Origin of the sequence: Streptomyces sp. CBMA29, assembly GCF_014596445.1 — a bacterium.
Taxonomy (GTDB): domain Bacteria; phylum Actinomycetota; class Actinomycetes; order Streptomycetales; family Streptomycetaceae; genus Actinacidiphila.
This window is the reverse complement of record NZ_MECL01000057.1, coordinates 87,833-112,788: the sequence shown is the minus strand read 5'-3', so window position 1 is coordinate 112,788 and position 24,956 is coordinate 87,833. Positions and strand designations below refer to the sequence as shown.

Below are 24,956 nucleotides of genomic sequence, written 5' to 3'. Positions count from 1 at the left end.
CGCTACCTCGCCGTACACTTGCTCCGGGGCGGCTGGCACTCGAAACGCAGGAGTGCCAGGCCAGGGCGGTTTCAAGGACCGGTAGACGGACGAGGCCATACGGCTGGAGGTGCGCGATGCTGAGCGAACGCAGGCTCGAAGTGCTGCGTGCCATCGTCCAGGACTATGTCGGGACCGAGGAGCCGGTCGGCTCCAAGGCGCTCACCGAACGGCACCGGCTGGGCGTCTCGCCCGCCACCGTACGCAACGACATGGCGGTCCTGGAGGACGAGGGGTACATCGCCCAGCCGCACACCAGCGCTGGCCGCATCCCCACCGACAAGGGCTACCGGCTCTTCGTCGACAAGCTCGCGGGCGTCAAACCGCTGTCGTCGGCCGAGCGCCGCGCGATCCAGAACTTCCTGGACGGCGCGGTCGACCTCGACGACGTGGTCGGCCGTACGGTACGGCTGCTCGCGCAGCTCACCCGGCAGGTGGCCGTCGTGCAGTACCCGTCGCTGACCCGCTCGTCGGTCCGGCACGTGGAACTGCTGCCGCTCGCGCCCGCCCGGGTGATGCTCGTGCTGATCACCGACACCGGCCGCGTCGAACAGCGGCTCATCGACTGCTCCGCGCCGATCGGCGAGACCGTGCTCGGCGACCTGCGCGCCCGGCTCAACAGCCGGGTCGTGGGCCGCCGCTTCGCTGACGTGCCCCCCCTGGTCCAGGACCTGTCGGACGGCTTCGACCCGGACGACCGCCCGGCGGTCACCGCCGTGCTCGCCACGCTCCTCGAAACGCTCGTCGAGGAGACCGAGGAGCGGATCATGCTCGGCGGCGCGGCGAATCTCACCCGGTTCAACCACGACTTCCCGCTGACGATCCGGCCGGTGCTCGAAGCCCTGGAGGAGCAGATGGTCCTCCTCAAGCTGCTCGGCGAGGCCAAGGACTCCGGCATGACGACCGTACGGATCGGTCACGAGAATTTTCACGAGGGGCTCAATTCCACTTCGGTGGTGACGGTCGGCTACGGTTCGGGCGACGAGGCAGTCGCCAAACTCGGCGTGGTCGGACCGACCCGCATGGACTACCCCGGAACGATGGGAGCGGTACGCGCAGTGGCACGTTACGTCGGACAGATCCTGGCGGAGTCGTAAGTGGCCACGGACTACTACGCCGTTCTCGGCGTGCGCCGCGACGCAGGCCCGGACGAGATCAAGAAGGCGTTCCGCCGGCTCGCCCGCGAGCTGCACCCGGACGTCAATCCTGACCCCAAGACGCAGGAGCGGTTCAAGGAGATCAACGCCGCCTACGAGGTGCTCTCCGACCCGCAGAAGAAGCAGGTCTACGACCTCGGCGGCGATCCGCTGGCCGCCGGTGGCGGAGGCGGCGCGGGCGGTTTCGGCGCGGGCTTCGGCAACTTCAGCGACATCATGGACGCCTTCTTCGGGCAGTCGCAGCAGCGCGGGCCGCGCTCGCGCACCCGGCGCGGCCAGGACGCGATGATCCGGCTGGAGATCGAGCTGGACGAGGCCGCGTTCGGCACGACCAAGGACATCCAGGTGGACACCGCCGTGACCTGCGGCACCTGCAACGGCGAGGGGGCCGCGCCCGGCACCGCCGCGCAGACCTGCGACATGTGCCGTGGCCGTGGCGAGGTCTCCCAGGTCACCCGGTCCTTCCTCGGCCAGGTCATGACGTCCAGGCCCTGCCCGCAGTGCCAGGGCTTCGGCACCGTGGTGCCCACCCCCTGCCCCGAGTGCGCGGGCGACGGCCGCGTCCGCTCCCGCCGTACGCTCACCGTCAAGATCCCCGCGGGCGTCGACAACGGCACACGTATCCAGCTCGCTGGCGAGGGCGAGGTCGGCCCCGGCGGCGGCCCCGCCGGTGACCTCTACGTCGAGATCCGTGAGGTCCCGCACGCCGTCTTCCAGCGGCGCGGCGACGACCTGCACTGCACGGTCACCATCCCGATGACGGCCGCGTCCCTCGGCACCAAGTGCCCGCTGGAGACGCTGGACGGCCTGGAGGAGATCGACATCAGGCCCGGTACGCAGTCCGGCCAGTCCATCCCGCTCCACCAGCGCGGTGTCACGCACCTGCGCGGCGGCGGGCGCGGCGACCTCGTCGTGCACGTCGAAGTCCTCACCCCCAGCAAGCTCGACGCCGAGCAGGAGAATCTGCTTCGGCAGCTCGCCGTCCTGCGCGGCGAGGAACGGCCCCTGGGGCAGTTCGCGCCGGGCCAGCAGGGCCTCTTCTCCCGTCTGAAGGACGCCTTCAACGGGCGCTAGCGCGCCCGCGCTCCTCCCGGGGGTTCCCCCTTCGGGGGGAGCCGGTCTTTTCAGGGGAGCTGGTTCTTTCAGGGGGGCTGGTTCTTTCAGGGGGGCGGGGGTTCCCCGCGCCACTGAGAAACGAGGCACTGCCTCACGTGAGGCAGACGCGGGGGCCGCGCCCTGCACGGGGTACCGCACCTCGCCGGGAGGCGGCATGGCACGATGAACGGCATGTCCGCGTTGACCGATCTCTCGTCGTTCTCGGCGTATCCGATCATTCAGGCGCCGATGGCCGGAGGCGCGTCGAATCCGCAGCTCGCCGCGGCCGTGGGGGCGGCGGGCGGCCTGGGCTTTCTGGCCGCCGGGTACAAGACGTCCGACGCGATGTACGAGGAGATCCGGCAGGTCCGGCATCTCAGCTCGCACCCGTTCGGGGTGAATCTGTTCATGCCGCAGCCCGCGACGGCGGACCCGTCCGCGGTCGCGGTGTACGCCGAGCAGCTGGCGGGGGAGTCCGCCTGGTACGGGACGCCGCTGGGCGACCCGGACAGCGGGACCGACGACGCGTACGACGCGAAGGTCGCGATCCTGCTGGAGGACCCGGTGCCGATGGTGAGCTTCACCTTCGGGTGCCCGGAGCGCCCGGTGCTCGACGCCTTCGCGAAGGCCGGTACGTACACGGTCGTGACGGTGACCTCGCCGTCCGAGGCGCTGGCCGCGCAGTGGTCGGGGGCGGACGCGGTGTGCGTCCAGGGCGTGGAGGCGGGCGGACACCAGGGCACGCACCGCGACGACCCGCAGCTCGACGGCGCGGGTTTCGGGCTGCTGTCGCTGGTGCCGCAGGTACGCGAGGCCGTGCAGCTGCCGCTGATCGCGGCGGGCGGGCTGATGCGCGGCGGGCAGGTCGCGGCGGTGCTCGCGGCGGGCGCGGACGCGGCGCAGCTCGGCACGGCGTTCCTGGTCTGCCCGGAGTCCGGGGCGAGTCCGCCGCACAAGCGGGCCGTCACCGATCCGGTCTTCGCCCGCACCGAACTGACCCGCGCCTTCTCCGGGCGGCCCGCGCGCGGGCTGCTCAACCGCTTCATCCGCGAGCACGGGCCGTACGCGCCGCCCGGCTACCCGCAGATCCACCACCTCACCTCCGGACTGCGCAAGGCCGCCGCCGCGGCGGGCGATCCGCAGGGCATGGCCCTGTGGGCCGGTCAGGGTCACCGGCTGGCCCGTGACGTCTCCGCCGGACGCCTGGTCGAACTCCTCGTCGAAGAACTCCACGCCGCCCGGGAGGCGCTCGCATGACGGCCCCCGTCTTCCTGGTCGAACCCGCCGCGCTGGACGGCTCCCCGTCCACCGTCACCCTCACCGGGCCCGAGGGGCGGCACGCGGTCTCCGTGCGCCGCCTCACGCCCGGCGAGGCGATCGTCCTCACGGACGGGGGCGGGCGCGGTGCGTACGGGGTCGTCGCCGCCGTCTCCGGCAAGGACGTGCTCGACGTCGAGGTACGGCAGACACGGGTCGAACCCGAGCCCGCCGTGCGCATCACCGTCGTCCAGGCGCTGCCCAAGGGGGACCGCGGGGAGCTGGCCGTCGAGACCATGACGGAGGCCGGGGTCGACGCCGTCGTTCCCTGGGCGGCGGCCCGCTGCGTCACCCAGTGGCGCGGGGACCGGGGCGCCAAGGCGCTGGCGAAGTGGCGGTCCACCGCGCGGGAGGCCGCCAAGCAGGCGCGGCGCCTGCGGTTTCCTTCCGTGGCTGACCTGATGACGACCCGTCAGGTCGCCGGGCTGCTGGCCGGCGCGGAATTCGCCGGGGTCCTCCATGAGGAGGGCTCGGCCGCCCTGGCCTCCGCCGTCCTGCCCGCGTCCGGGTCGGTCGTGCTCGTCGTCGGGCCAGAAGGCGGGGTCTCCGCCGAGGAGATCGCCACGCTCGCCGCCACTGCCTATCGCCTGGGCCCCACCGTCCTGCGCACCTCCACCGCCGGTGTGGCCGCCGCCTCCGTCCTCCTCGCCCGCACCGGCCGCTGGTCCTGACCTCCCCCACCCACCCGCCCTCGCGTCCTCAAGCCCCGGACGGGCCGAACAGGGTTGAGCGCCCGATGAGTTCACACGCCGAGCGGGCGGGGAGGCACCCGTAAGGGGAAGGTCCTGCCTTCGGGGGATTTACGGGAGGGCGGTCGCGGGCGGAGCTTGGGGGGATGGGACGGATGGGGACATGGGGAGCCGGGGGAATGGCCGTAACGGCCGCCCTCGTGGCGATGACGATCAGCGGATGCGACCCGGCGGACGGGCTGGGGGCCAGCGCGGTGTCGGCGACGACCGACCAGTTGGCGACGCGGGCGCTCAAGAAGGACAACATCGACGTGAGTTGGCTGTCGTGCAGCGCGACGACGGGCAAGGCCGAGGACAGGGTCGACTGCCTCGGCCGGACCGACCACGACGAGAAGATCACCGTAAAGGGCACGGTGACCAAGCAGTTGGACGACAAGTGCGTCCAGGGTCACCTGACCGCGGTGGTCGGAAAGAAGACCGTGTTCGATGTACGGGGTCTCGGAAACTGCTCGGCGCAAACATGATCGCCGTCGCTACGGGACAGCCCATAGGCTGGCGCGGTGACCGACCACGACCAGCACGTGACGCGGCAGCCGCGCCCGAGCGCGCCGCAGCCCTCGTACCTCCGACACCCGCACCCGCACGGCGACTTCCTCGCGTTCGCCGCCGAGGACGACGTGTGGGTCGCGCCGTTGGACGGCGGCCGGGCGTGGCGGGTGAGCGCCGACAACATGCCGGTCGGACGGCCCAGGGTCTCGCCCGACGGCGAGTGGGTGGCGTGGACGTCGACCAGGGACGGGGCGCCCGAGGTGCACGCCGCGCCCCTGGAGGGCGGCCAGGCAAGCCGGTTGACGTACTGGGGCAACGTACGGACGGCCGTGCGGACCTGGACGCCGGAGGGCGAACTGGTCGCGATCACGCCGTACGGCGAGGCGTCCTCGCGGCGGACCTGGGCGCGGGCGGTGCCGCTGGACGGCGGACCCGCGCGGACCCTGCCCTACGGCCCGGTCGGCGATCTCGCGTACGGCCCGGACGGCGCGGTGCTGATCCAGTCGCCGACGATGAGCAGGGAAGCCGCCCACTGGAAGCGCTACCGCGGCGGCACGGCGGGCAAGTTGTGGATCGACCGCGCGGGCGACGGCGCCTTCGAGCGGGTGCACCAGGACCTCGACGGCAACATCGAGTGCCCGATGTGGGTCGGCGGCCGTATCGCGTTCCTGTCCGACCACGAGGGCGCCGGAGCCCTCTATTCGAGCCTGCCCGACGGCACCGACCTGCGCCGGCACACCCCCGCCGACGGCATCGACGGCTTCTACGCGCGCCAGGCCGCCACCGACGGCGCCCGCGTGGCGTACACGGCCGGGGGCCGCGTCCATCTGCTGGACGACCTGGCCGACCCCGAGGCGGCGCCGCGCGAGATCGAGGTACGCCTCGGCGGCCAGCGCGCCGACCTGCGGCCGTACCCCGTACGCGCCACCCGGCACCTCGGCGACGCGCGCCCTGACCACACCGGCCGGGGCAGCGCCCTGGAGATCCGCGGCACCACGCACTGGCTGACCCACCGCGGCGGCCCGGCACGGGCGTTGGCGGCCGACCCCGGCGTCCGTACCCGGCTGCCGCGGGTGTTCGGACAGGGCGGCGCCGACGGCGAGCAGCAGGTGGTGTGGGTCACCGACGCGGACGGCGAGGACGCCCTGGAGGTCGCCCCCGCCGTCGGCCTGCCGACCGGCGCCGCGCCGCGCCGGCTCGCCGCGGGCCGCCTGGGCCGGGTGCTGCGCATGGAGGTCTCGCCGGACGGCCACCGCATCGCCGTCGCCTCGCACGACGGCCGGGTGCTGCTGGTCGAGACGCAGACCGGCGAGGTGCGCGAGGTGATCGCCGGTGACTCGGGCGACGCCTCCGGGCTCGCCTTCTCTCCCGACTCGGCCTGGCTCGCCTGGTCGCAGCCGGGCCCCGGCGAGCTGCGGCAGTTGAAGATCGCCGCCACCGCCGACCTGTCGGTGGCCGACGCGACCCCGCTGCGGTTCAACGACTTCTCGCCCGCCTTCACCGCCGACGGCCGCCACCTGGCGTTCCTGTCCGAGCGCGCCTTCGACCCGGTCTACGACGCGCACGTCTTCGACCTGTCCTTCCCCAACGCCTGCCGCCCGCACCTGATCACGCTGTGCGCGACGACGCCCTCGCCGTTCGGCCCGCAGCGCTACGGCCGCCCGTACGACGCCGACGACGCCGACGAGGACGGCCCGGCCGGCTCGTCCGGCCCGTCCAGGGAGGAGCAGGACGGCGCGGGTAAGGAGAGCGGCGGCGAGGGCAAGAAGGACGACCGGCCGCGTACGCCCGTCACCCGCGTCGACCTGGAGGGCCTGGCCGACCGGATCGTGCCCTTCCCCGTCGAGGCCGGGCAGTACTCGGGGCTGCGCGCCGCCAAGGGCGGTGTGCTGTGGCTGCGCCACCCGCTGGTCGGCGCGCTCGGCGCGGCCCTGGCCACCACGGACGCCCAGCCGCCCCACACCGTGCTGGAGCGGTACGACCTGGCGCAGCTCCGTATCGAGGAGATCGCCGACGACGCCGACGCCTTCGCGGTCACCGGCGACGGCGCCAAAGTGCTGCTCACCAACGGCTCGCGGCTGCGGATCACGCCCGCCGACAGCAAGTCCGACGCGGACGACGAGTCCGGCGGCTCCGTCACCGTCGACCTGACCCGAGTCCGGGTCACCGTCCGCCCGCAGGACGAGTGGCGGCAGATGTACGACGAGACGCACCGGCTCATGCGCGACAACTTCTGGCGCGCCGACATGGGCGGTGTCGACTGGGCGGCGGCGGGCGAGCGCTACCGGCCGCTGCTCGACCGGATCGCCACCCACGACGACCTGATCGACCTGCTGTGGGAACTGCACGGCGAACTGGGCACCTCGCACGCCTACGTCATCCCCTCCGGCGGCCACTTCGACCCGCTGCACCGGCAGGGCCTGCTCGGCGCGGACATCTCCCGTACGGAGGACGGCGGTTGGCGGATCGACCGGGTGCTGCCCGGCGAGTCCTCCGACCCGTACGCCCGCTCCCCGCTGGCCGCGCCCGGCGTCGCCGTCCGCGCGGGCGACCTCCTGCTGGCGGTGGACGGCCACCGCGTCGACCCGGTGACGGGACCGGGGCCGCTGCTGGTCGGCACCGCGGGCAAGCCGGTGGAACTGACCGTCGCGCCCGCCGCGGGCGGTCCCGTACGCCATGTCGTGGCCGTACCGCTCGCCGACGAGGACCCGCTGCGCTACCACGACTGGGTCGCCGACCGCCGCGCCCACGTCCACCGCGCGTCCGGCGGGCGGCTGGGCTATCTGCACGTGCCCGACATGGTCGGCAGCGGCTGGGCGCAGCTCCACCGCGACCTGCGCGTCGAGGTCGCCCGCGAGGGCCTGGTCGTGGACGTCCGCGAGAACCGGGGCGGCCATACGTCGCAGCTCGTCGTGGAGAAGCTGGCCCGCCGGGTCGTCGGCTGGGACCTGCCGCGCGACGCGCACCCGGTCAGCTATCCGCAGGATGCCCCGCGGGGGCCGGTCGTGGCCGTCGCCAACGAGTTCTCCGGCTCCGACGGGGACATCGTCAACGCCGCGATCCGGGCTCTCGGCATCGGCCCTGTGGTCGGTACCCGCACCTGGGGCGGTGTCATCGGCATCGACAACCGGTACCACCTGGTCGACGGGACGGCTGTCACGCAGCCGAAGTACGCCTTCTGGCTGGAGGGGTACGGGTGGGGGGTCGAGAACCATGGCGTCGATCCGGACGTCGAGGTCGTTCACGCTCCGCAGGATTCGGTTGCCGGTCGTGATCCGCAACTCGACACTGCCGTTGCCATGGCGCTTGCCGCGCTGGAGGAGGTCCCGGCCAAGAGGCCGCCGGCGCTGCCGGACGTCGCCGGCTGATCCGTCCTACGGTTCGCCGTTCTGTTGTCTTGTTTTTCCCGCCCGCCCACCCGTGCGGGTGTGTTGTTCGTCTGCGGGTGCCGCTTGTGCCTGGTCGGTGCCGGTCCGGGGTACCTCCTCGAAATGCGGCTGCCTGCTCTTTGCTGATTCGGCGCCCTTCCTGTCACCGCATTTCTGCGGGGGCACCCCGGCCCGTCCCCTCTGGGTCCGTCGGCGTCCGCCTGTCCGGTGGGGGTTGCCGGGAGGGGTGTGGGTGGGGGCCGGGCCCTGCGCCACCTGGCCGTCCAGGCGGGCGGGGGGCTTATCGGCGAGCCGCCGCGTGCTTACGTGCACCCTGGGGGCGCGCAAGGCCCGTACTTCACCCACCTGGTGGACGGTCGGGTGACGCCGGGCCTGTACCTTCACCCTCCTGGTCACGCAGGTCCCACAACACCTCACGCACCCGGTTTCGCCCACCCGGCTGGACGTCGCGTGGCGCAAGGCCCGGCCCCACCGACTCCCCTCCCCCTGAGCCCCAGCGGACCGTCAGACGCCGCCGTACCCAAACCCGCCCACCCCGGCAGGTGGACGCCGACGTATCCGAGTCCACCCACCCCGGCAGGTGGACACCGACGTACCCGAGCCCCACCCACCCCCACCGGACCGTTGGGTGCCGCCGTACCCAAACCCGCCCACCCCCTGAGCCACCCCGGCAGGTGGACGCCGCCGTACCCGAGCCCACCCACCCCAGCCCCCACCGGACAGGCGGACGCCGATGTATCCGAGCCCGCCCACCCCAGCCTCCCGCCCACCCCCACCGGCGGGCGGCCGCCGACGTACCCGAGCCCACCCACCCCCCTCCCGCCCACCCCGGCTGGACGGTCAGGTGGCGCAGGGCCCGGCCCCCACCCACCCCCCTCCCCGGCAACCCCCACCGGACAGGCGGACGCCGATGGACCCGGAGGGGACGGGGCGGGGTGCCCCCGCAGAAATACGTTGACAAGAAGGTCACTGGATACGAGGGGCCAGGTGTTACGGATTTCGAGGAGGTATCCCGGGCCGGGACCGACCAGGCACGGGCGGCACCCGCAGACGGAGAAAGCACCCGCACGGGTGGGCGGGTGGGCGGGAAACACAAGCCGCACAGCGGCGAACCGCGAGCGGCGGATAGCATGCACGCGACCCGTATCCGTACGAAAAGGGGGCCGCCACCATGGCGGGAGAGCCGCAGGCGGACTGCCTGTTCTGCAAGATCGTGGCCGGCGAAATCCCCGCGACGATCGTCCGTGAGACCGAGACCACCGTCGCCTTCCGCGACATCAGCCCGCAAGCCCCGACCCACGTCCTGGTGATCCCCCGCGTGCACTACCCGGACGGCGCCGCGCTGGCGGCGGCCGAGCCCCTGGTAGCCGCCGACCTGCTGCGCGAGGCGGGCGAGGTCGCGGCGCAGGAGAAGGTCGACACGACGGGCTACCGGATCGTCTTCAACACCGGCCCCGGCGCCGGACAGACCGTCTTCCACGCGCACGCCCACGTACTGGGCGGGCGCGACCTCCAGCGGCTGGTCTGAGGTCCGGCCTTTGTCGGTACGCGAACTGGTCGTCCTCGGCACCGCCAGCCAGGTGCCGACCCGGCACCGCAATCACAACGGCTACGTCCTGCGCTGGGACGGCGAGGCGATCCTCTTCGACCCCGGCGAGGGCACCCAGCGGCAGATGCTGCACGCGGGCGTCGCGGCGCACGACCTCACCCGGATCTGCGTCACGCACTTCCACGGCGACCACTCGCTGGGCCTGGCGGGTGTGCTCCAGCGGATCAGCCTCGACCGCGTACCGCACCCGGTCACCGCGCACTACCCGGCCGGCGGGCAGCGCTTCTTCGAGCGGCTGCGGTATGCCACCGCGTACCACGAGGCCGCGGACCTGCGCGAGGCGCCGGTCGCGGCCGACGGGGTCCTCGCCACCACCCCCGCGTTCACGCTGGAGGCGCGCAAGCTCTCCCACCCGGTCGAGTCGTACGGCTACCGGCTCGTCGAACCCGACGGCCGCCGGATGCTCCCCGGGCGGCTGGCCGAGCACGGTGTCGCGGGTCCCGACATCGCCCGGCTGCAACGCGACGGCAGCCTCGACCGTGTGACTCTCGACCGTGTCACTCTCGACCAGGTCAGCGAGGTCCGGCGCGGCCAGCGCTTCGCCTTCGTCATGGACACCCGGCTGTGCGAAGGGGTCCACGCCCTCGCCGAGGGCTGCGACCTGCTGGTCATCGAGTCGACCTTCCTGGACGAGGACGCGGGACTGGCCGCCGACTACGGTCATCTGACGGCCGGTCAGGCCGCCGCCGTGGCGCGGGAGGCGGGCGTACGGCACCTCGTCCTCACCCACTTCTCGCAGCGCTACGGCGATCCCGCCGTCTTCGAGCGGCAGGCGAGGACGGCCGGTTACCAGGGCGAGCTGACCGTCGCCCACGACCTGATCCGCGTCCCGGTCCCGCGCCGCCGCTGAGCCCGAACTCCCCTTGAAAGCGAACCCCGCCATGCCCCCCATCCCCAAGGCCGAACTGCACCTGCACATCGAGGGCACCCTGGAGCCCGAGCTGGCCTTCGCGCTCGCCGCGCGCAACCGGGTCGCGCTGCCGTACCCGACGGCCCAGGCGCTGCGGCAGGCGTACTCCTTCACCGACCTCCAGTCCTTCCTCGACCTGTACTACGCGCTGATGGCCGTCCTGCGCACCGAGGAGGACTTCGCCGAGCTGATGGGCGCGTATCTGGCGCGGGCGGCGGAGCAGGGCGTACGGCACGCGGAGGTGTTCTTCGACCCGCAGGCGCACCTCGCGCGCGGGGTGCCGATCGGGACGGTCGTGGAGGGCCTGGCCGGGGCGCTGGAGCGCGAGGGGCGGCGGCACGGGATCAGCGGCGGCCTGATCATGTGCTTCCTGCGGGACGAGTCCGAGCGGTCGGCGCTGGACACCTTCGAGGCGGCGCGCCCGTACTTCGGCTCGGGCGCCGGCCCCGCCGTCATCACCGGCGTGGGCCTGGACTCGGCGGAGGTCGGGCACCCGCCCGCGAAATTCCGCGAGGTGTACGAGCGGGCGGCGGCCGGGCTGCGCCGGGTCGCGCACGCGGGGGAGGAGGGGCCGCCCGCGTACATCGGCGAGGCCCTCGACGTGCTGGGCGTGGAGCGGATCGACCACGGCATCCGCTGTCTTGAGGACCCGGCGCTGGTGGCCAGGCTGGTCCGCGACCAAGTGCCGCTGACGGTCTGCCCGTTGTCCAACGTCCGCCTGCGCTGCGTCGGTTCACTGGCCGCCCACCCGCTGCCGCGCATGCTCGCGGAGGGCCTGCGCGTCACCGTCAACTCCGACGACCCCGCCTACTTCGGCGGCTACGCGGACGACAACTTCGCGGCGGTGCGCGCCGCCCTCGCTCTCACCGAGGAGGACGAGCGCACCCTGGCCCGTAATTCGTTCCTCGCCGCCTTCCTCGACCACGACGAGCCGCGCAGGGCGGCGTGCCTGGCCGAGGTGGAGGCGTACGCGTTCGGCTGACGCCTATTCCGCGTCCTACGGCAGGAAGTACATCGGGTTCGGCAGCTTGAAGGACTTGTCCGCGTAGCCGCCGGTCAGGTCGCTGTACTGGTCGCCGAAGTTGCCGACGATGTTGTAGCCGAGCGACTCGATGTGCTTGCGGGTACCGGACTTGTACTCGATGGTCGTGCACGTCGAGCCGCACGGCAGGTACGACGGCGGGCTGGCCGCGTTCTTCAGGTAGAGGTGCGCGGTGTCGGCGGCCGGCTTGTAGCCGACGGCGGCCAGATTCCGTACGGTGTCGGCGCGTTGGGCCTCCGGGCGGCCGGTGACCCAGAAGACCGTGATGCCCTGGTCCGCCGCCCAGTTGGTCAGCTTCTCCATGCCGAAGACGGCGTCCATGTTCTTGTTCGCGATGTACGCCGAGTTGCTGGCGGGCGTGTAGGCGAAGCCCACCTCCAGCTCGTAGTTGTACGTGTTCAGGCTCGTGTCGTCGACGTCCAGCACGATGGCGGGCTTGGCCGCGTGGCCGTTGTGGCCGCCCTTGCCGCCGTGGCCGACCTCGTGGGCCAGATACTGCTTGGCCTTGGCCTCGATGCCCGCGACCTGCTTGGCGTAGTTGCTGCTCGGCGACGCGAAGTGCTCGCCCGAGGCGTCCACGGTGTCGCCGTAGTACGCCTTGATCTCACTGACCACGTCGGTGAGGTTGGGGATCTGCTTGTCGCTGCGCGGCACGGAATCGTGGGCGCCGGCGACGCCGACTCCGTAGACCGTGGCGCCCAGCGACGCCGCGACCACGGTGACGGCCAAGGTGCGGGTGCGGGCGGAGAGTCGGACTCGGGGCATGACGGTGCTCCTTCAACGCTCGGTTGGTGCCGGTGAACCTAGACCCGTCGATCCTGGCTGGTCAAGGGAGGTCTACGCGCGTGGCGCCGAGTATGGGTACCGCGAACCTGTTTCCCGTGAGTTAACCCGCAGTTCAGAGGCCGTTGCACCGGGCGGGTCGGGACAGGCGGGCGCCGATCCGCGCCGGCCGCCGGTCAGCGCCCGGCGGCCCGTCAGCACCGGCCGTCGTCGGGGAGCGCCGCCGCCAGGATTCGCGCCGCCACCGCAGGGGAGTCCACCAGCGGGTGCAGCGCGAGCGCCCGCAGCGCGGCCCGGCGCGAACCCGTGGCCGCCGCCTCGATCGTCGCCCGCTCCACCGCCTTCAGCTCCAGCATCAGCCCCGCCTGGTGCTCGTCCGGCGCCGCCACCGGCAGCGGCCTCGCCCCGAACGCGCCGACCTCGCACGGCACTTCGACCACGGCCTCCGGGTCGAGGAACGGCACCGCCCCGCCGCCCGGCACATTGAGGATCAGCGTCGTCCGCTCGTCCCGCGCGATGGCCCGCATCAGCGCGAGCGCCACCCGGTCGTAACCGCCGCCGTCCAGATCGTGCGGGTCGCGCTCCCAACCGCCGGACGCGGAGCGGCTGTCCGCCATGTACGTCTCCTCGCGCTCCAGCCGGGTCCGCTCCCACCACTCGTGCGCCCGGCCCGGCTGTTCGTCGGCCGCGGCGAAGAACGCGCCCTGCTGCCGGTCGAGGAACTCGCCGCGCGTGGCGTCCGCGGCGCGCACCGCGGCCAGCGACTCGCGCCGGAAGTAGTAGTAGTGCAGGTACTCGTTGGGCAGCGAGCCCAGCGCCGCCAGCCACTCGGGGCCGAAGAGCCGGCCCTCCTCGAACGTGCCGAGCGCCGCCGGGTCGGCCAGCAGGCCCGGCAGCAGATCCGTCCCGTCGACCGTCAACTTCCGCAGCCAGCCGAGGTGGTTGAGGCCCACGTAGTCGTAGCCGAAGCCCGGTCCTTCCGGGTCCGCGCCCGCCGCCCGCGCCGCCCGCCGCACCAGCCCCACCGGCGAGTCGCAGATCCCGATCACCCGCGGGCCCAGCACCCGGCTCATCGCCTCGGTGACCATCCCGGCCGGATTCGTGAAGTTGATGACCCACGCGTCCGGCGCCACCGCCTTGACGCGTTCCGCCACCGCCGTCGCGACCGGCAGCGTCCGCAGCCCGTACAGCACCCCGCCCGCGCCGACCGTCTCCTGGCCCAGCACGCCCTGCGCCAGCGGCAGCCTCTCGTCCGAGACACGGCCCGCGGTGCCGCCGACGCGGATCGCCGAGAAGACGAACCGCGCTCCGCGCAGGGCGTCGTCCAGGTCCGTCGTCGCCCGTACCGGCGGGCCGCCCGGCATCGTGGCCAGTACCGCCGTGATCACCCGCAGCCGCCGCGGGTCCGTGTCGTACAGCACGACGTCACTGACCGTGGGGTCGTCGAGCAGGGCTCGGTACACGAGGGGGACGCGGAAGCCGCCGCCCCCCAGAATCGTCAGGCGCATGCGCGGTGACCTTCCGTCCTGCCCGGCTGATGTCGTCCCCCGGATCTTCCCCCGACGGGGGCTTGTCGCGCAGTTCCTCCCCCACCGGCGGCGCGGTCCTGCCGTGCGGTTCGCCGACCGACATCAGGTGGCGGTACGTGCAGCCCCGGGCGCGGACGCCGTGGCACAGTGACCGGATGGACGACATGCCCGTTCTCGACCCCCTTGGCACGCTCCGCGCGGCGGGCGACCCGGGGACCGACGTCTATCTGACCGGCACCGTGTTCCTGGACATCATCTTCACGGGACTGGACAGCGCGCCCGTACGGGGCACCGAGTCCTGGGCGCGGGGGATGGGTTCGAGCCCCGGCGGGATCGCGAACATGGCGACGGCGCTGGCGAGGCTGGGGCTGCGGACGACGTTGGCGGCGGCGTTCGGGGACGACGTGTACGGCGACTACTGCTGGGACAGCCTGTCGTCGGGCGAGGGCATCGACCTGGAGCCGTCGCGGCGGATCCCCGGCTGGCACTCGCCGGTGACGGTGTCGATGGCGTACGAGGGCGAGCGGACGATGGTCAGCCACGGGCACGAGGCGCCGCCCGCGCAGGAGTCGGTGCCCGCCTGTCCGCCGCCCGCGCGGGCGGCGGTGGCGTCGCTCGGGCACCACGGCAGGGCGGGCGACCAGGAGCGGGACCAGGAGTGGATCGGGGCCGCCGCCGCCTCGGGGACGAAGGTCTTCGCGGACGTCGGCTGGGACGAGACCGGCCGCTGGGACCCGGCGGACCTGGATGGGCTACGGCACTGCGCCGCGTTTCTGCCGAACGCCGAGGAGGCCATGCGGTACACCCGGACGGCCTGCCCGCGCGAGGCCGCCAGGTCCCTGGCCGAGCGGGTGCCGCTCGCGGTGGTGACCCTCGGCTCCGAGGGCGCCTTCGCCGTGGACTCCGGCAGCGGCGAGACGGCCGAGGTGCCCGCCCTGATCGTGGAGGCCCTGGACCCCACGGGCGCGGGCGACGTCTTCGTCGCCGGATTCGTGACCGGCACGCTCGCCGCCTGGCCGCTGGCCGACCGGCTGGCCTTCGCGTCGCTGTGCGCGGCGCTGTCCGTGCAGGAGTTCGGCGGCTCGCTGTCCGCGCCCGGCTGGGCGGAGATCGCCGCCTGGTGGCAGCAGACGAAGGCGCGGGCGCGGGCCGCCGCCGGCCCTGGCCCCTGCGACCCCGCCTCCCCGCTCGGCCGCTACGCCTTCCTCGACGCCCTGCTGCCCACCGACCCCCGGCCCTGGCCGCTGCGCCGCGCGGTCCCCACCGTCGGCTTCCGCCCCGCCTGAGCCCTGCCTGAGCTCCGCCTGAGCCCTGCCTGAGCCCTGCCTGAGCCCTGCCTGAGCCCTGCCCGAACCCCGCCTGGGCCCCGCCTGAGCCCCGGCCCGACCGGGCGCTCCCCGCGCCCCTTCCGCCGCGGGCACACCGCCAAATCCCCTCGGCGGGCGCGGCGCGGCGTCGTACGCTTGGAACCCCCAGGCCCCTCCGGGCTTGCCGATCAGCAGAAAGCGGGATGAGCAGGCCCTAGCGCCGGCCCATGACTCAGACACCGACCAAGCAGCAGCCGCAGCCGCCGCAGCAGGCGCGCGCCCACTTCGTCGTACCGGCCAAGCACCCCATGGTGACCGTCCTGGGATCGGGAGACGCTCTCCTCCGCGTGATCGAGCAGGCGTTCCCGGCCGTCGACATCCACGTCCGCGGCAACGAGATCAGCGCCGTCGGCGAAGCCCCCGAGGTGGCCCTGGTCCAGCGGCTCTTCGACGAGATGATGCTGGTGCTGCGCACCGGCCAGCCGATGACCGAGGACGGGGTGGAACGCTCCATCGCCATGCTCAGGGCCAACGGCACGGCGGTCGACCCGGACGCGGAGACGCCCGCGCAGGTCCTCACGCAGAACATCCTGTCCAGCCGCGGCCGCACGATCCGCCCCAAGACGCTCAACCAGAAGCGTTACGTGGACGCGATCGACACCCACACCATCGTCTTCGGCATCGGCCCCGCGGGCACCGGCAAGACCTACCTGGCCATGGCCAAGGCCGTCCAGGCCCTCCAGTCCAAGCAGGTCAGCCGGATCATCCTCACCCGCCCCGCGGTCGAGGCGGGCGAACGCCTCGGCTTCCTGCCCGGCACCCTCTACGAGAAGATCGACCCGTACCTGCGCCCGCTCTACGACGCCCTGCACGACATGCTCGACGCCGACTCCATCCCCCGCCTGATGGCGGCGGGCACGATCGAGGTCGCCCCCCTCGCCTACATGCGGGGTAGAACCCTGAATGACGCGTTCATCATTCTCGACGAGGCGCAGAACACCAGCGCCGAGCAGATGAAGATGTTCCTCACCCGGCTCGGCTTCGACTCGAAGATCGTCATCACCGGTGACGTGACGCAGGTCGACCTGCCGAACGGGACGAAGAGCGGGCTGCGGCAGATCCAGGACATCCTCACCGATATCGAGGACATCCACTTCTCCCGGCTGACGAGCACGGACGTGGTGCGCCATAAGCTGGTCGGACGCATCGTGGACGCCTACGAGCGCTACGACGACAGCATCGCCGGCGCGACCGGTGCCAACGGAAAGTAACCACTTCACCATCATGGCGATCGACGTCAACAACGAGTCCGGCTGGGAGATCGACGAGCGGGCGGTCCTGGACGCCGCCCGCTACGCCCTTCAGCGCATGCGAATCCACCCGCTCTCCGAACTGTCGGTGATCGTGGTGGACGCCGACGCCATGGAGCAGCTCCACATGCAGTGGATGGACCTGCCGGGGCCGACGGATGTCATGTCCTTCCCGATGGACGAGCTGCGTCCGGGGAAAGAGGACGAGGAGCCCTCGCAGGGGCTGCTCGGCGACATCGTGCTCTGCCCCGAGGTCGCCAAGAAGCAGGCGGAGGAGGCGCCGACGAAGCACTCCATGGACGAGGAGCTGCAACTGCTCACCGTCCACGGCGTCCTCCACCTGCTCGGGTACGACCACGAGGAAGCCGACGAGAAGGCCGAGATGTTCGGCCTCCAGGCGGCCATTCTGGACGGCTGGCGTGACGAGCAAGGGGCCGAGGGCCCGTCACCCGCGCCCACCACCCACTGACGCCGACGGTGACTTCCGCATGATCGTCTCCGCTGTTGTCCTGGTCGTCGTCGCCTGGCTCGCCGCCTGCGCCGAGACCGCCATCGCCCGGGTGTCCCGGTTCCGCGCCGAGGACGCGCTGCGCTCCGGCCGCAAGGGCGCCGCCAATCTGCTGGCCGTGGCCTCCGACCCGACCCGCTACCTCAATGTCGCCCTGCTGCTGCGGGTCGGCTGCGAGACGGCCGCGGCCGTCCTGATCACCGTCGTGTGCGACCGGCACTTCGACAGCACCTGGGAAGTCCTCGCCGTCGCGATCGGCGTCATGGTGCTCGTGTCGTACGTGGCCGTCGGCGTCTCGCCGCGCACCATCGGCCGCCAGCACCCGATGAACACCGCGACCGCCGCCTCGTACGTCCTGCTGCCGCTGGCCCGCGTCATGGGCCCGGTGCCGGGGCTGCTGATCCTGCTGGGCAACGCGGTGACGCCCGGCAAGGGCTTCAAGCGCGGCCCGTTCGCGAGCGAGGCCGAACTGCGCGCGATGGTGGACCTCGCCGAGTCCGAGTCGCTGATCGAGGACGATGAGCGCCGGATGGTGCACTCGGTCTTCGAGCTGGGCGACACCATCGTCCGCGAGGTGATGGTGCCGCGGCCCGAACTGGTCATGATCGAACGGTTCAAGACGATCCGTCAGGCCATGACGCTGGCGCTGCGCAGCGGCTTCTCCCGTATCCCGGTGACCGGGGAGAGCGAGGACGACGTCGTCGGCTTCGTCTACCTCAAGGACCTGGCGCGCCGGGTGCACATCAACCGCGACTCGGAGTCCGAGCCGGTCTCGACGCTGATCAGGCCCGCGTCCTTCGTGCCCGACACCAAGAACGCCGGGGACCTGCTGCGCGAGATGCAGCAGGAGCGCAACCACGTGGCCGTGGTGATCGACGAGTACGGCGGGACCGCCGGGATCGTCACCATCGAGGACATCCTGGAGGAGATCGTCGGCGAGATCACCGACGAGTACGACCGCGAGACGCCCCCGGTCGAGGAGTTGGGCGACGGCTCGTACCGCGTCACGGCCCGCCTGGACATCGGCGACCTCGGTGACCTGTACGGGGTGGAACTCGACGACGACGACGTCGAGACCGTCGGCGGGCTGCTCGCCAAGTCCCTCGGCCGGGTCCCGATCCCCGGCGCCACCACGGTGGTGCCGCTGCCCGAGGACGGGTCGGGCGACCGCGGTACGGCCGCGCTGCGGCTGACGGCCGAGGCGCCCGCGGGCCGCCGCAACCGTATCCACACCGTCCGGGTCGACCCGGTCGCGGAGGTCCCGGCCCCCTGAGGACGGGTCGGCCCCTCAGGGGCGGCTCCGCTCGGCGAGGAAGCGGCGGGCGTGGGCGAGGAACGCCTTGGCGGCGGGGGACGCGCCCGCGTGCTCCCGCCAGGCCAGCGCCAGCCGGGAGCGGACCGCGGGCCGGGTCAGCGGCAGGACGCGCAGGGCGGGACGTGCGGCGGCGAGACCGGCCGGGAGGAGCGCGACGCCGAGGCCGCGCTCCGCGAGGGCGGCGAGGACTTCCGGGTTGCCCGCCTCGAAGGCGATCCGGGGCGTGAAGCCCGCCGCCGCGCACGCGGTGTCGACGGCGGCCCGCAGTCCGGTACCGGTGGGCAGGACGATCAGGGGCCGCCCGTCGAGCGCCTTGACGGGCATGGTCCGGCGACCGGCCAGCGGGTCGCCGGGCGCGACGGCCGCCACCAGCGCGTCGTCGATGACCGTCTGCGTACCGATGCCCTCGGGCGGTTCCCCGGCGAGCCCGGCGAAGGCCAGGTCGTAGCGCCCGTCGCGCAGCCCGGCCAGCAGCCGGTCCGAGGTGTCCTCGCCGAGCGTGATCTCCACCCCCGGACACGCGTCGTGGAATCCGGCGAGCATCCCCGGCACGTCCATGTCGGCGCCCAGCGAGGTGACGGTGCCGATCGCGACCCGGCCGCGTACCAGCCCGGTCAGCTCCTGCGCCGCCAGCCGCGCCCCGGCGACGGCGTCGAGCGCGGCCCGCGCGTACGGCAGCACCGCGCGCCCGGCCTCGGTGAGCCGCACGGTACGGCCGGAGCGGTCGAACAGCGGCTGCCCCAGCTCCCGTTCGAGCTGTCTGACCTGCGCGCTGATCCCCGGCTGCGCCACGTGCAGCAGGGCCGCCGCCCGGGTGAATCCCGCCTCGTCCGCCACCGTCACGAAGTATTCGAGCTGCCGCAGTTCCATAACCAGAGATGCTAGCTCGCAGAAGATCCAGATCTTGGACTTATGGACGGAGGCCGTCGAGAATGGACAGTGGGGGAACCGAGGAGCACACGAGGGAGCGCCACACCATGACCGAGAACCGCGCTGACGCCACCCACCCGGAGGACATCGCCCGGCTGTTCGTGGAGCGGGTCAACTCCGCTGACCTGGAAGGGATTCTGGAGCTCTTCGAGCCGGACGCGGTGGTCGCCTTCCCGATCGACCGCCCGTCGCAGGGCACGGCGGCGCTGCGCGAGCTGTACGCGGGGCTGCTGGCCGCCGAGCCGGTCTTCGAGGTCGAGGAGCCGCTGCCCACCCTGATCAGCGGTGACCTCGCGCTGACCTCCACCCGCCCGAAGGACGGTACCGGCGGCCGGGTCCAGGTCGCCCGCCGCCAACCGGACGGCCGCTGGCTGCGCGTCCTGGACCGCCCGGAGAGCTGACGTCTTCTACGTACCGAAGGTGCCGATCATCGACACCAGGTTGGCACTGGCCGCCGAGATCGACGTGGCCAGGCTCGTATCCGCCAGATAGAACCCGAAGGCTCCGCAGACCAGGGCGTGTGTCGCCTTCATTGACCCCTTCCGCTTCAGGAAGAAGGCCGCGACGGCGAGCACGATGACGAAGGGCAGGTGCAGCAACATGGGGATCACCTCTAACGAGGACGGACTGCACGACCCACGCTAAGCACGGTTCGCTGTCCGCGCATCTTCGGTCACCTGGAGTGACGGAACCGGGGCGCACCTCCGCGAAGGCGCGTCCGGGGCGACGGATAGGGTCGGCGCATGAGCGATGCGACCGTGGATCCGGAAGACCAGAAACTCATCACGCTGGCCCGGTCGGCCCGCGCCCGTAACGGCGCGTCGGAAGGCGCGGCCGTCAGGGACGAGATGGGCCGGACCTACGTGGCGGGCCCGGTGGCGCTGGAGTCGCTGAATCTGAGCGCGCTCCAGACGGCGGTCGCGATGGCGGTCGCCAGCGGCGCGGCCTCCCTGGAGGCGGCCGTCGTGGTGACGGCCGAGGAGACGGCCGCCGACCGGGACCGGGCCGCCGTCAGGGACCTGGGCGGCCCGGACACCCCGGTGATCCTCGCGGCCCCGGACGGCAAGGTCCGCAGCACGGTCACGGCGGGCTGACGGGCCGGAGGGCTGCTGAAAGGGCCGGAAGCTGCTGACGGGCCGGAGGCTCCGGAGACTACAGCGCGTCGGGTCCGCGCTCCCCTGTCCTGACGCGTACGGCCGTCTCGACCGGCACCGCCCACACCTTGCCGTCACCGATCTTGCCGGTGCGGGCCGCGGCCACGAGCGTCGCGATGACGGTCTCGACGTCGGCGTCCTCGACCAGCACCTCCACGCGGGCCTTGGGGACGAGGTCGACCCGGTACTCGGCGCCGCGGTAGACCTCGGTGTGGCCGCGCTGGCGTCCGTAGCCGCTGGCCTCGGTGACGGTGAGGCCGTGCACGCCCATCTCCTGGAGTGCGGTCTTCACGTCGTCCAGTTTGAACGGCTTGATGACCGCGGTGACCAGCTTCATCCGAGGGTGCTCCTGTCCGTGACGTGAGCAGCGGCCTTGTGCGCGGGGAGCGACGTGCCGTGCGTCAGTACGCCGTGATCGTAGGCGGTCTCGGCGTGCACGGTCAGGTCGAGGCCGGTCCGTTCTTCCTCCTCGCTCGCCCGGAAGCCCATCAGCCGGTCGATCGCCCGCCCGATGCCGTACGTCACGGCGAAGGCATACGTCCCGACCGCCACGATGGCGACGGCCTGCTTGCCGAGCTGGCCGAGGCCGCCGCCGTACAGCAGGCCCTCGGGGCCGCCGGTCATGGTGGCGGTGGCGAGCAGGCCGATGAGCAGGGTGCCGACCACGCCGCCGACGAGGTGGACGCCGACCACGTCGAGCGAATCGTCCACGCCCCAGCGGAACTTCCAGCTCACGGCGTACGAGCAGAGCACCCCGGCGGCGAGCCCGACGACCAGCGCGCCCACCATGTCGACGCTGCCGCAGGACGGGGTGATGGCGACGAGACCGGCGACCGCGCCGGACGCGGCGCCGAGCGTGGTGGCGTGCCCGTCCCTGCGCTTCTCGACCAGCAGCCAGCCGAGCAGCCCGGCGCAGCCCGCCGCCTGGGTGTTGACGAAGGCGGCGGCGGCCAGGCCGTTGGCGCCGAGCGCGGACCCGGCGTTGAAGCCGAACCAGCCGAACCACAGCAGGCCCGCGCCGAGCAGCACCAGCGGCAGATTGTGCGGGCGCATCGCGTCCTTGCGGAAGCCGAGCCGCGGCCCGAGCACGATCGCCAGCGCGAGCCCGGAGGAGCCCGAGCACACCTCCACGACGGTGCCGCCCGCGAAGTCCAGGGCGCCCAGTCTGTCGACGATCCAGCCGCCGGTGCCGAACACCCAGTGCGCGACGGGTACGTATACGGCCAGCGTCCACACCACGACGAACACCGCCCACGCGCCGAACCGCGCGCGGTCGGCGACCGCCCCGCTGATCAGCGCGGCGGTGATGATCGCGAAGGTGAGCTGGAAGGCGGCGAAGAGCAGGGTCGGCACATGGCCGGTGACGGTCGTCGGGGTGATGCCGTGCATCCCGAGGTGGTCCAGGCCGCCGATCAGGCCGAGGCCGCCCGCGTCGGGGCCGAAGGCGAGGGTGTAACCGGCGATCAGCCAGACCACGGTGACCAGCGCGATCGACACGAAGCTCATCATGAACATGTTGAGCACGCTCTTGCTGCGGACCATGCCGCCGTAGAAGAGCGCGAGGCCGGGGGTCATCAGCAGGACCAGCGCGGTGGCGGCCAGCAGCCAGGCGGTGTCGCCCGCGTCGATCGCGGGCCCACCGGCGGACAGGAGCAGCACGGGGGAGTCCCTTCCATGGACGTCTGACGGCTGAGCTGAGGATGAGCGTCACGGGCGCGTATTTCCGGTTGTGGGCATACGTGTTTCCGCCGTGTTTCGTGTTGCGCGAGGGTTTCCGGCCGCTGACCGTGCCGTTACGCGCCGGCCGCCGTCGGTTCCGCGGGCGGGTGTCGGGCGCCGTACGGGCGGGGGCGGGCTCACGCACCCCCGTCTTCGGGGAGAATGGGCGCATGAGCGCTCGTACCCAGCCCGCAGACACCCCGCACCGGTCCGGTTTCGCCTGTTTCGTCGGCCGCCCCAACGCCGGGAAGTCCACCCTCACGAACGCTCTGGTCGGCCAGAAGGTGGCGATCACCTCCAACCGGCCGCAGACCACCCGGCACACCGTGCGCGGCATCGTGCACCGGCCCGACGCCCAGCTCGTGCTGGTCGACACCCCGGGGCTGCACAAGCCGCGCACGCTGCTCGGCGAGCGGCTCAACGACGTGGTGCGCACCACCTGGTCCGAGGTCGACGTGATCGGCTTCTGCCTGCCCGCCGACCAGAAGCTCGGCCCCGGCGACACCTTCATCGCGCGCGAGCTGGCCGGGATCAAGAAGACGCCGAAGGTCGCCATCGTCACCAAGACCGACCTGGTCGACGGGCGGACGCTGCGCGAGCAGCTGCTCGCCGTCGACAAGCTCGGCCACGACATCGGCATCGAGTGGGCCGAGATCGTGCCGGTCTCCGCGACCGGCGGCGACCAGGTCGAGCTGCTGGCCGACCTGCTGGTGCCGCTGCTGCCCGAGGGCCCGCTGCTCTACCCCGAGGGCGACCTCACCGACGAGCCCGAGCAGGTCATGGTCGCCGAGCTGATCCGCGAGGCCGCGCTCGAAGGCGTACGCGACGAACTGCCGCACTCCATCGCGGTCGTCGTCGAGGAGATGATCCCCCGCGAGGGCCGCCCCGAGAACCGGCCGCTGCTCGACATCCACGCCAACCTCTACATCGAGCGGCCCAGCCAGAAGGGCATCATCATCGGCCCCAAGGGCGCCCGCCTGAAGGAGGTCGGCATGAAGTCCCGCACCCAGATCGAGGCCCTGCTGGGCACCCCGGTCTTCCTCGACCTCCACGTGAAGGTCGCCAAGGACTGGCAGCGCGACCCGAAGCAGCTCCGCAAACTCGGGTTCTGACCTGCGGTCGGCTCGGGAATCGGGGCCGGGCCCCGACGAACCGATCCCTTCCGCGCTCCGCCCCGGAGTCCTGACCTGCGGTCGGCTTGCGGGGTGTGACCCTGATGGGCTGGTCGGCTGCGGGCCGGCGCGTGCGCGGGCCCGGCCTGGGCCTCGGCACGGGCACCGTGTGGCCGCAGCCGGTCAGGCGGGTTCGGCGGACGTGCGTCGCCTGTGCCGGGCAGGTGGGGTCCGGCGGCTGTGCGCCCCCCGGGGAGGGGTCAGGCGGGGTTCGGCGGACGTACGTCGCCTGTGACGGGCAGGTGGGGACCGGCGGTCGTGTGCCCCCCCCCGGGAGGGGGCAGGTGCGGGTTGTCGGCTGGGCGCCCCCCCCGGGAGGGGTCAGGTGCGGTCGGCGTCTGCCAGGCGGGTTCGGGCGCTGGGGGCGGGCAGGGGGCTCGCGCCCTTGATCGTGCGGTGCAGGGGGGAGGTCTCGGCGCGGCGGATGCCGGGGAGTTCGGCGACGGGTCCGGTCAGGTAGCGGTAGAGCGCGCTGGCGTCCTGGCAGTTCACGGAGGCGTAGACGTTGGCCGTGCCGGTGGTCGCCGCCGCGAAGGCGATCTCGTGGTGGGCGGCGAGCGCCGCCCCCACCTCGGCCAGATGGGCGGGCTCGACCTCCAGCCACAGCCCCGTCCGCAGCGCGGGCTGGAGCGCGCGGCGGGCGAAGTCCAGGTCGTAGTAGAGGACCCCGGCCGCCCGCAGTTCCGACATGCGCCGCCGTACCGTCGTCTGCGACCAGCCGGTGACCTCGGCCAGTTCGGCGGCGGGCGTCCGGCCGTCCACCGCGAGCGCGTCGAGGAGCGGCTGGTCGTCGGGGGCCAGCGGAAACGGCGCCGTGCTCTCCGGGGCCGGGGCCTGCGCGTCTTCCACGGCCAGCGCCCGCGCCTCGTCCGCGCTCAGCCAGCCCGCCTTGGTCACCGGGCTCAGATCCTGCCCGAAGAAGACATGCAGCATCGCCTGCGCGGTGACCTGCACCACGCGCGGTGTGCGCGGCAGCTTCTGGAGCAGCAGCGAGTCGTCCCCCTGGGAGAGCGCGGCCTGCACCAGGCAGAAGATCTCGGTGCCGCCCGAGATGAGGCTGACCCAGCGGGTGTCGGTACGCCGGGCCAGTGCCTCGCTGACCGAGGCCGCCGCGTCCGGCGTGCAGCGCACCCGTACGAACCACGGCGTCACACCGATCCGGTGCGGGTCGGTCAGGCCCACCACCCGCAGCATTCCGCTGGTGCGGAGCCGGCCGTAGCGGCGGGCCACGGTCTGGTCCGAGACGCCGAGCACCTCGCCGATCCGGCGGAACGGAGCCCGGCCGTCGATCTGGAGGGCGTGCACGACCCGGTGGTCCAGCTCGTCGAGTCCCTCCAGCATGTCCCATGTCGTGTCGGATTCCATCGGTCAAGGCTAGAGGATGTCGGATTCCGCCGCCAAAGCGTCGCTGGCTGTGGCGCGGACCGGCCGTC

The 24,956-nt window shown here is 72.7% G+C and carries 23 protein-coding genes; 16 read left to right on the top strand and 7 right to left on the bottom strand.

The genetic code is table 11. The features are described 5' to 3' along the window. Positions 1-116: 116 nt before the first annotated feature. The 9 genes from hrcA (at position 117) to BGM09_RS08360 (ending at position 11,736) form a co-directional block, all read left to right on the top strand. Positions 117-1,136, top strand: coding sequence for a heat-inducible transcriptional repressor HrcA (hrcA, locus tag BGM09_RS08400; RefSeq protein ID WP_188280816.1), 1,020 nt, complete (start codon positions 117-119; stop codon positions 1,134-1,136). Continuing rightward, positions 1,137-2,270, top strand: coding sequence for a molecular chaperone DnaJ (gene dnaJ, locus BGM09_RS08395; RefSeq protein ID WP_188280815.1), 1,134 nt, complete (start codon positions 1,137-1,139; stop codon positions 2,268-2,270). A gap of 213 nt (positions 2,271-2,483) precedes the next feature. Continuing rightward, positions 2,484-3,548, top strand: coding sequence for a nitronate monooxygenase (locus BGM09_RS08390; RefSeq protein ID WP_411158277.1), 1,065 nt, complete (start codon positions 2,484-2,486; stop codon positions 3,546-3,548). Continuing rightward, positions 3,545-4,279 carry a 16S rRNA (uracil(1498)-N(3))-methyltransferase gene (locus tag BGM09_RS08385; RefSeq protein WP_188280813.1) on the top strand — a complete coding sequence of 245 codons (735 nt, stop codon included), beginning with the start codon at positions 3,545-3,547 and terminating at the stop codon, positions 4,277-4,279. Before BGM09_RS08390 ends, BGM09_RS08385 begins: the two co-directional genes overlap by 4 nt. A 197-nt stretch (positions 4,280-4,476) precedes the next feature. Beyond that, positions 4,477-4,821, top strand: a complete 345-nt coding sequence (locus tag BGM09_RS08380) for a hypothetical protein (protein ID WP_188280812.1) — start codon at positions 4,477-4,479, stop codon at positions 4,819-4,821. A gap of 36 nt (positions 4,822-4,857) precedes the next feature. Then, positions 4,858-8,214: a S41 family peptidase gene (locus BGM09_RS08375; protein WP_317452593.1), complete on the top strand. Its 3,357-nt coding sequence runs from the start codon at positions 4,858-4,860 to the stop codon at positions 8,212-8,214. Positions 8,215-9,406: 1,192 nt separating this feature from the next. After that, complete coding sequence (locus BGM09_RS08370) at positions 9,407-9,763, top strand: histidine triad nucleotide-binding protein (RefSeq protein ID WP_188280811.1); 357 nt, start codon at positions 9,407-9,409, stop codon at positions 9,761-9,763. A gap of 10 nt (positions 9,764-9,773) precedes the next feature. Further along, a complete protein-coding gene (locus BGM09_RS08365) occupies positions 9,774-10,694 on the top strand; it encodes a ribonuclease Z (RefSeq protein WP_188280810.1) in 921 nt (306 codons plus the stop codon). Between the two features lie 31 nt (positions 10,695-10,725). Then, positions 10,726-11,736 (top strand): adenosine deaminase, encoded by a 1,011-nt coding sequence (locus BGM09_RS08360; protein WP_188280809.1) that lies wholly within the window; start codon positions 10,726-10,728, stop codon positions 11,734-11,736. A 15-nt stretch (positions 11,737-11,751) separates the two neighbouring features. On the opposite strand, the gene BGM09_RS08355 is transcribed toward BGM09_RS08360, so the two are convergent. After that, positions 11,752-12,561, bottom strand: coding sequence for an HAD family acid phosphatase (locus tag BGM09_RS08355; RefSeq protein WP_188280808.1), 810 nt, complete (start codon positions 12,559-12,561; stop codon positions 11,752-11,754). 212 nt (positions 12,562-12,773) lie between these two features. Then, on the bottom strand, positions 12,774-14,087 hold the full coding sequence (locus BGM09_RS08350) for a 6-phospho-beta-glucosidase (RefSeq protein ID WP_188280807.1): 1,314 nt from the start codon (positions 14,085-14,087) through the stop codon (positions 12,774-12,776). Positions 14,088-14,263: 176 nt separating this feature from the next. On the opposite strand from BGM09_RS08350, the gene BGM09_RS08345 reads away from it, so the two are divergent. The 4 genes from BGM09_RS08345 (at position 14,264) to BGM09_RS08330 (ending at position 18,506) form a co-directional block, all read left to right on the top strand. Next, positions 14,264-15,394, top strand: a complete 1,131-nt coding sequence (locus BGM09_RS08345) for a PfkB family carbohydrate kinase (RefSeq protein ID WP_188280806.1) — start codon at positions 14,264-14,266, stop codon at positions 15,392-15,394. A gap of 248 nt (positions 15,395-15,642) precedes the next feature. Then, positions 15,643-16,686, top strand: a complete 1,044-nt coding sequence (locus BGM09_RS08340; protein ID WP_188280805.1) for a PhoH family protein — start codon at positions 15,643-15,645, stop codon at positions 16,684-16,686. 13 nt (positions 16,687-16,699) lie between these two features. Next, entirely contained in the window at positions 16,700-17,194 is a 495-nt protein-coding gene (gene ybeY, locus BGM09_RS08335; RefSeq protein WP_188280837.1) for an rRNA maturation RNase YbeY, read from the top strand. Between the two features lie 19 nt (positions 17,195-17,213). Beyond that, positions 17,214-18,506, top strand: a complete 1,293-nt coding sequence (locus BGM09_RS08330; protein WP_188280804.1) for a hemolysin family protein — start codon at positions 17,214-17,216, stop codon at positions 18,504-18,506. A 15-nt stretch (positions 18,507-18,521) separates the two neighbouring features. Here the strand turns inward: BGM09_RS08330 and BGM09_RS08325 are convergent, their stop codons facing one another. Then, positions 18,522-19,418 carry a LysR family transcriptional regulator gene (locus tag BGM09_RS08325; protein ID WP_188280803.1) on the bottom strand — a complete coding sequence of 299 codons (897 nt, stop codon included), beginning with the start codon at positions 19,416-19,418 and terminating at the stop codon, positions 18,522-18,524. Positions 19,419-19,525: 107 nt separating this feature from the next. On the opposite strand from BGM09_RS08325, the gene BGM09_RS08320 reads away from it, so the two are divergent. After that, the gene (locus BGM09_RS08320; RefSeq protein ID WP_188280802.1) at positions 19,526-19,879 is read left to right on the top strand and encodes a YybH family protein; all 354 of its coding nucleotides are present in this window, start codon (positions 19,526-19,528) and stop codon (positions 19,877-19,879) included. Between the two features lie 6 nt (positions 19,880-19,885). On the opposite strand, the gene BGM09_RS08315 is transcribed toward BGM09_RS08320, so the two are convergent. Then, positions 19,886-20,080 (bottom strand): hypothetical protein, encoded by a 195-nt coding sequence (locus BGM09_RS08315; RefSeq protein WP_188280801.1) that lies wholly within the window; start codon positions 20,078-20,080, stop codon positions 19,886-19,888. A gap of 141 nt (positions 20,081-20,221) precedes the next feature. On the opposite strand from BGM09_RS08315, the gene BGM09_RS08310 reads away from it, so the two are divergent. Continuing rightward, positions 20,222-20,572: a cytidine deaminase gene (locus tag BGM09_RS08310; protein WP_188280800.1), complete on the top strand. Its 351-nt coding sequence runs from the start codon at positions 20,222-20,224 to the stop codon at positions 20,570-20,572. A 58-nt stretch (positions 20,573-20,630) separates the two neighbouring features. Here the strand turns inward: BGM09_RS08310 and BGM09_RS08305 are convergent, their stop codons facing one another. Then, a complete protein-coding gene (locus BGM09_RS08305; protein WP_188280799.1) occupies positions 20,631-20,969 on the bottom strand; it encodes a P-II family nitrogen regulator in 339 nt (112 codons plus the stop codon). Next, the gene (locus tag BGM09_RS08300) at positions 20,966-22,291 is read right to left on the bottom strand and encodes an ammonium transporter (RefSeq protein WP_411158276.1); all 1,326 of its coding nucleotides are present in this window, start codon (positions 22,289-22,291) and stop codon (positions 20,966-20,968) included. Before BGM09_RS08300 ends, BGM09_RS08305 begins: the two co-directional genes overlap by 4 nt. Positions 22,292-22,521: 230 nt before the next feature. Here BGM09_RS08300 and era point away from each other — a divergent pair, with 230 nt between their 5' ends. After that, a complete protein-coding gene (gene era / locus BGM09_RS08295) occupies positions 22,522-23,463 on the top strand; it encodes a GTPase Era (protein ID WP_188280798.1) in 942 nt (313 codons plus the stop codon). Between the two features lie 381 nt (positions 23,464-23,844). Here the strand turns inward: era and BGM09_RS08290 are convergent, their stop codons facing one another. After that, positions 23,845-24,888: an Lrp/AsnC family transcriptional regulator gene (locus BGM09_RS08290; RefSeq protein WP_188280797.1), complete on the bottom strand. Its 1,044-nt coding sequence runs from the start codon at positions 24,886-24,888 to the stop codon at positions 23,845-23,847. Positions 24,889-24,956 lie beyond the last annotated feature (68 nt).

Coding starts and splice junctions, on each gene's coding strand:
- BGM09_RS08380 (WP_188280812.1), top strand. CDS start 4,477: ATGGCCGTAACGGCCGCCCTCGTGGCGATGACGATCAGCGGATGCGAC.
- BGM09_RS08390 (WP_411158277.1), top strand. CDS start 2,484: ATGTCCGCGTTGACCGATCTCTCGTCGTTCTCGGCGTATCCGATCATT.
- era (WP_188280798.1), top strand. CDS start 22,522: ATGAGCGCTCGTACCCAGCCCGCAGACACCCCGCACCGGTCCGGTTTC.
- BGM09_RS08370 (WP_188280811.1), top strand. CDS start 9,407: ATGGCGGGAGAGCCGCAGGCGGACTGCCTGTTCTGCAAGATCGTGGCC.
- BGM09_RS08315 (WP_188280801.1), bottom strand. CDS start 20,080: ATGTTGCTGCACCTGCCCTTCGTCATCGTGCTCGCCGTCGCGGCCTTC.
- BGM09_RS08330 (WP_188280804.1), top strand. CDS start 17,214: ATGATCGTCTCCGCTGTTGTCCTGGTCGTCGTCGCCTGGCTCGCCGCC.
- BGM09_RS08325 (WP_188280803.1), bottom strand. CDS start 19,418: ATGGAACTGCGGCAGCTCGAATACTTCGTGACGGTGGCGGACGAGGCG.
- BGM09_RS08310 (WP_188280800.1), top strand. CDS start 20,222: ATGAGCGATGCGACCGTGGATCCGGAAGACCAGAAACTCATCACGCTG.
- BGM09_RS08345 (WP_188280806.1), top strand. CDS start 14,264: ATGGACGACATGCCCGTTCTCGACCCCCTTGGCACGCTCCGCGCGGCG.
- ybeY (WP_188280837.1), top strand. CDS start 16,700: ATGGCGATCGACGTCAACAACGAGTCCGGCTGGGAGATCGACGAGCGG.
- BGM09_RS08385 (WP_188280813.1), top strand. CDS start 3,545: ATGACGGCCCCCGTCTTCCTGGTCGAACCCGCCGCGCTGGACGGCTCC.
- BGM09_RS08290 (WP_188280797.1), bottom strand. CDS start 24,888: ATGGAATCCGACACGACATGGGACATGCTGGAGGGACTCGACGAGCTG.
- BGM09_RS08320 (WP_188280802.1), top strand. CDS start 19,526: ATGACCGAGAACCGCGCTGACGCCACCCACCCGGAGGACATCGCCCGG.
- BGM09_RS08305 (WP_188280799.1), bottom strand. CDS start 20,969: ATGAAGCTGGTCACCGCGGTCATCAAGCCGTTCAAACTGGACGACGTG.
- BGM09_RS08355 (WP_188280808.1), bottom strand. CDS start 12,561: ATGCCCCGAGTCCGACTCTCCGCCCGCACCCGCACCTTGGCCGTCACC.
- BGM09_RS08360 (WP_188280809.1), top strand. CDS start 10,726: ATGCCCCCCATCCCCAAGGCCGAACTGCACCTGCACATCGAGGGCACC.
- BGM09_RS08340 (WP_188280805.1), top strand. CDS start 15,643: ATGACTCAGACACCGACCAAGCAGCAGCCGCAGCCGCCGCAGCAGGCG.
- hrcA (WP_188280816.1), top strand. CDS start 117: ATGCTGAGCGAACGCAGGCTCGAAGTGCTGCGTGCCATCGTCCAGGAC.
- BGM09_RS08350 (WP_188280807.1), bottom strand. CDS start 14,087: ATGCGCCTGACGATTCTGGGGGGCGGCGGCTTCCGCGTCCCCCTCGTG.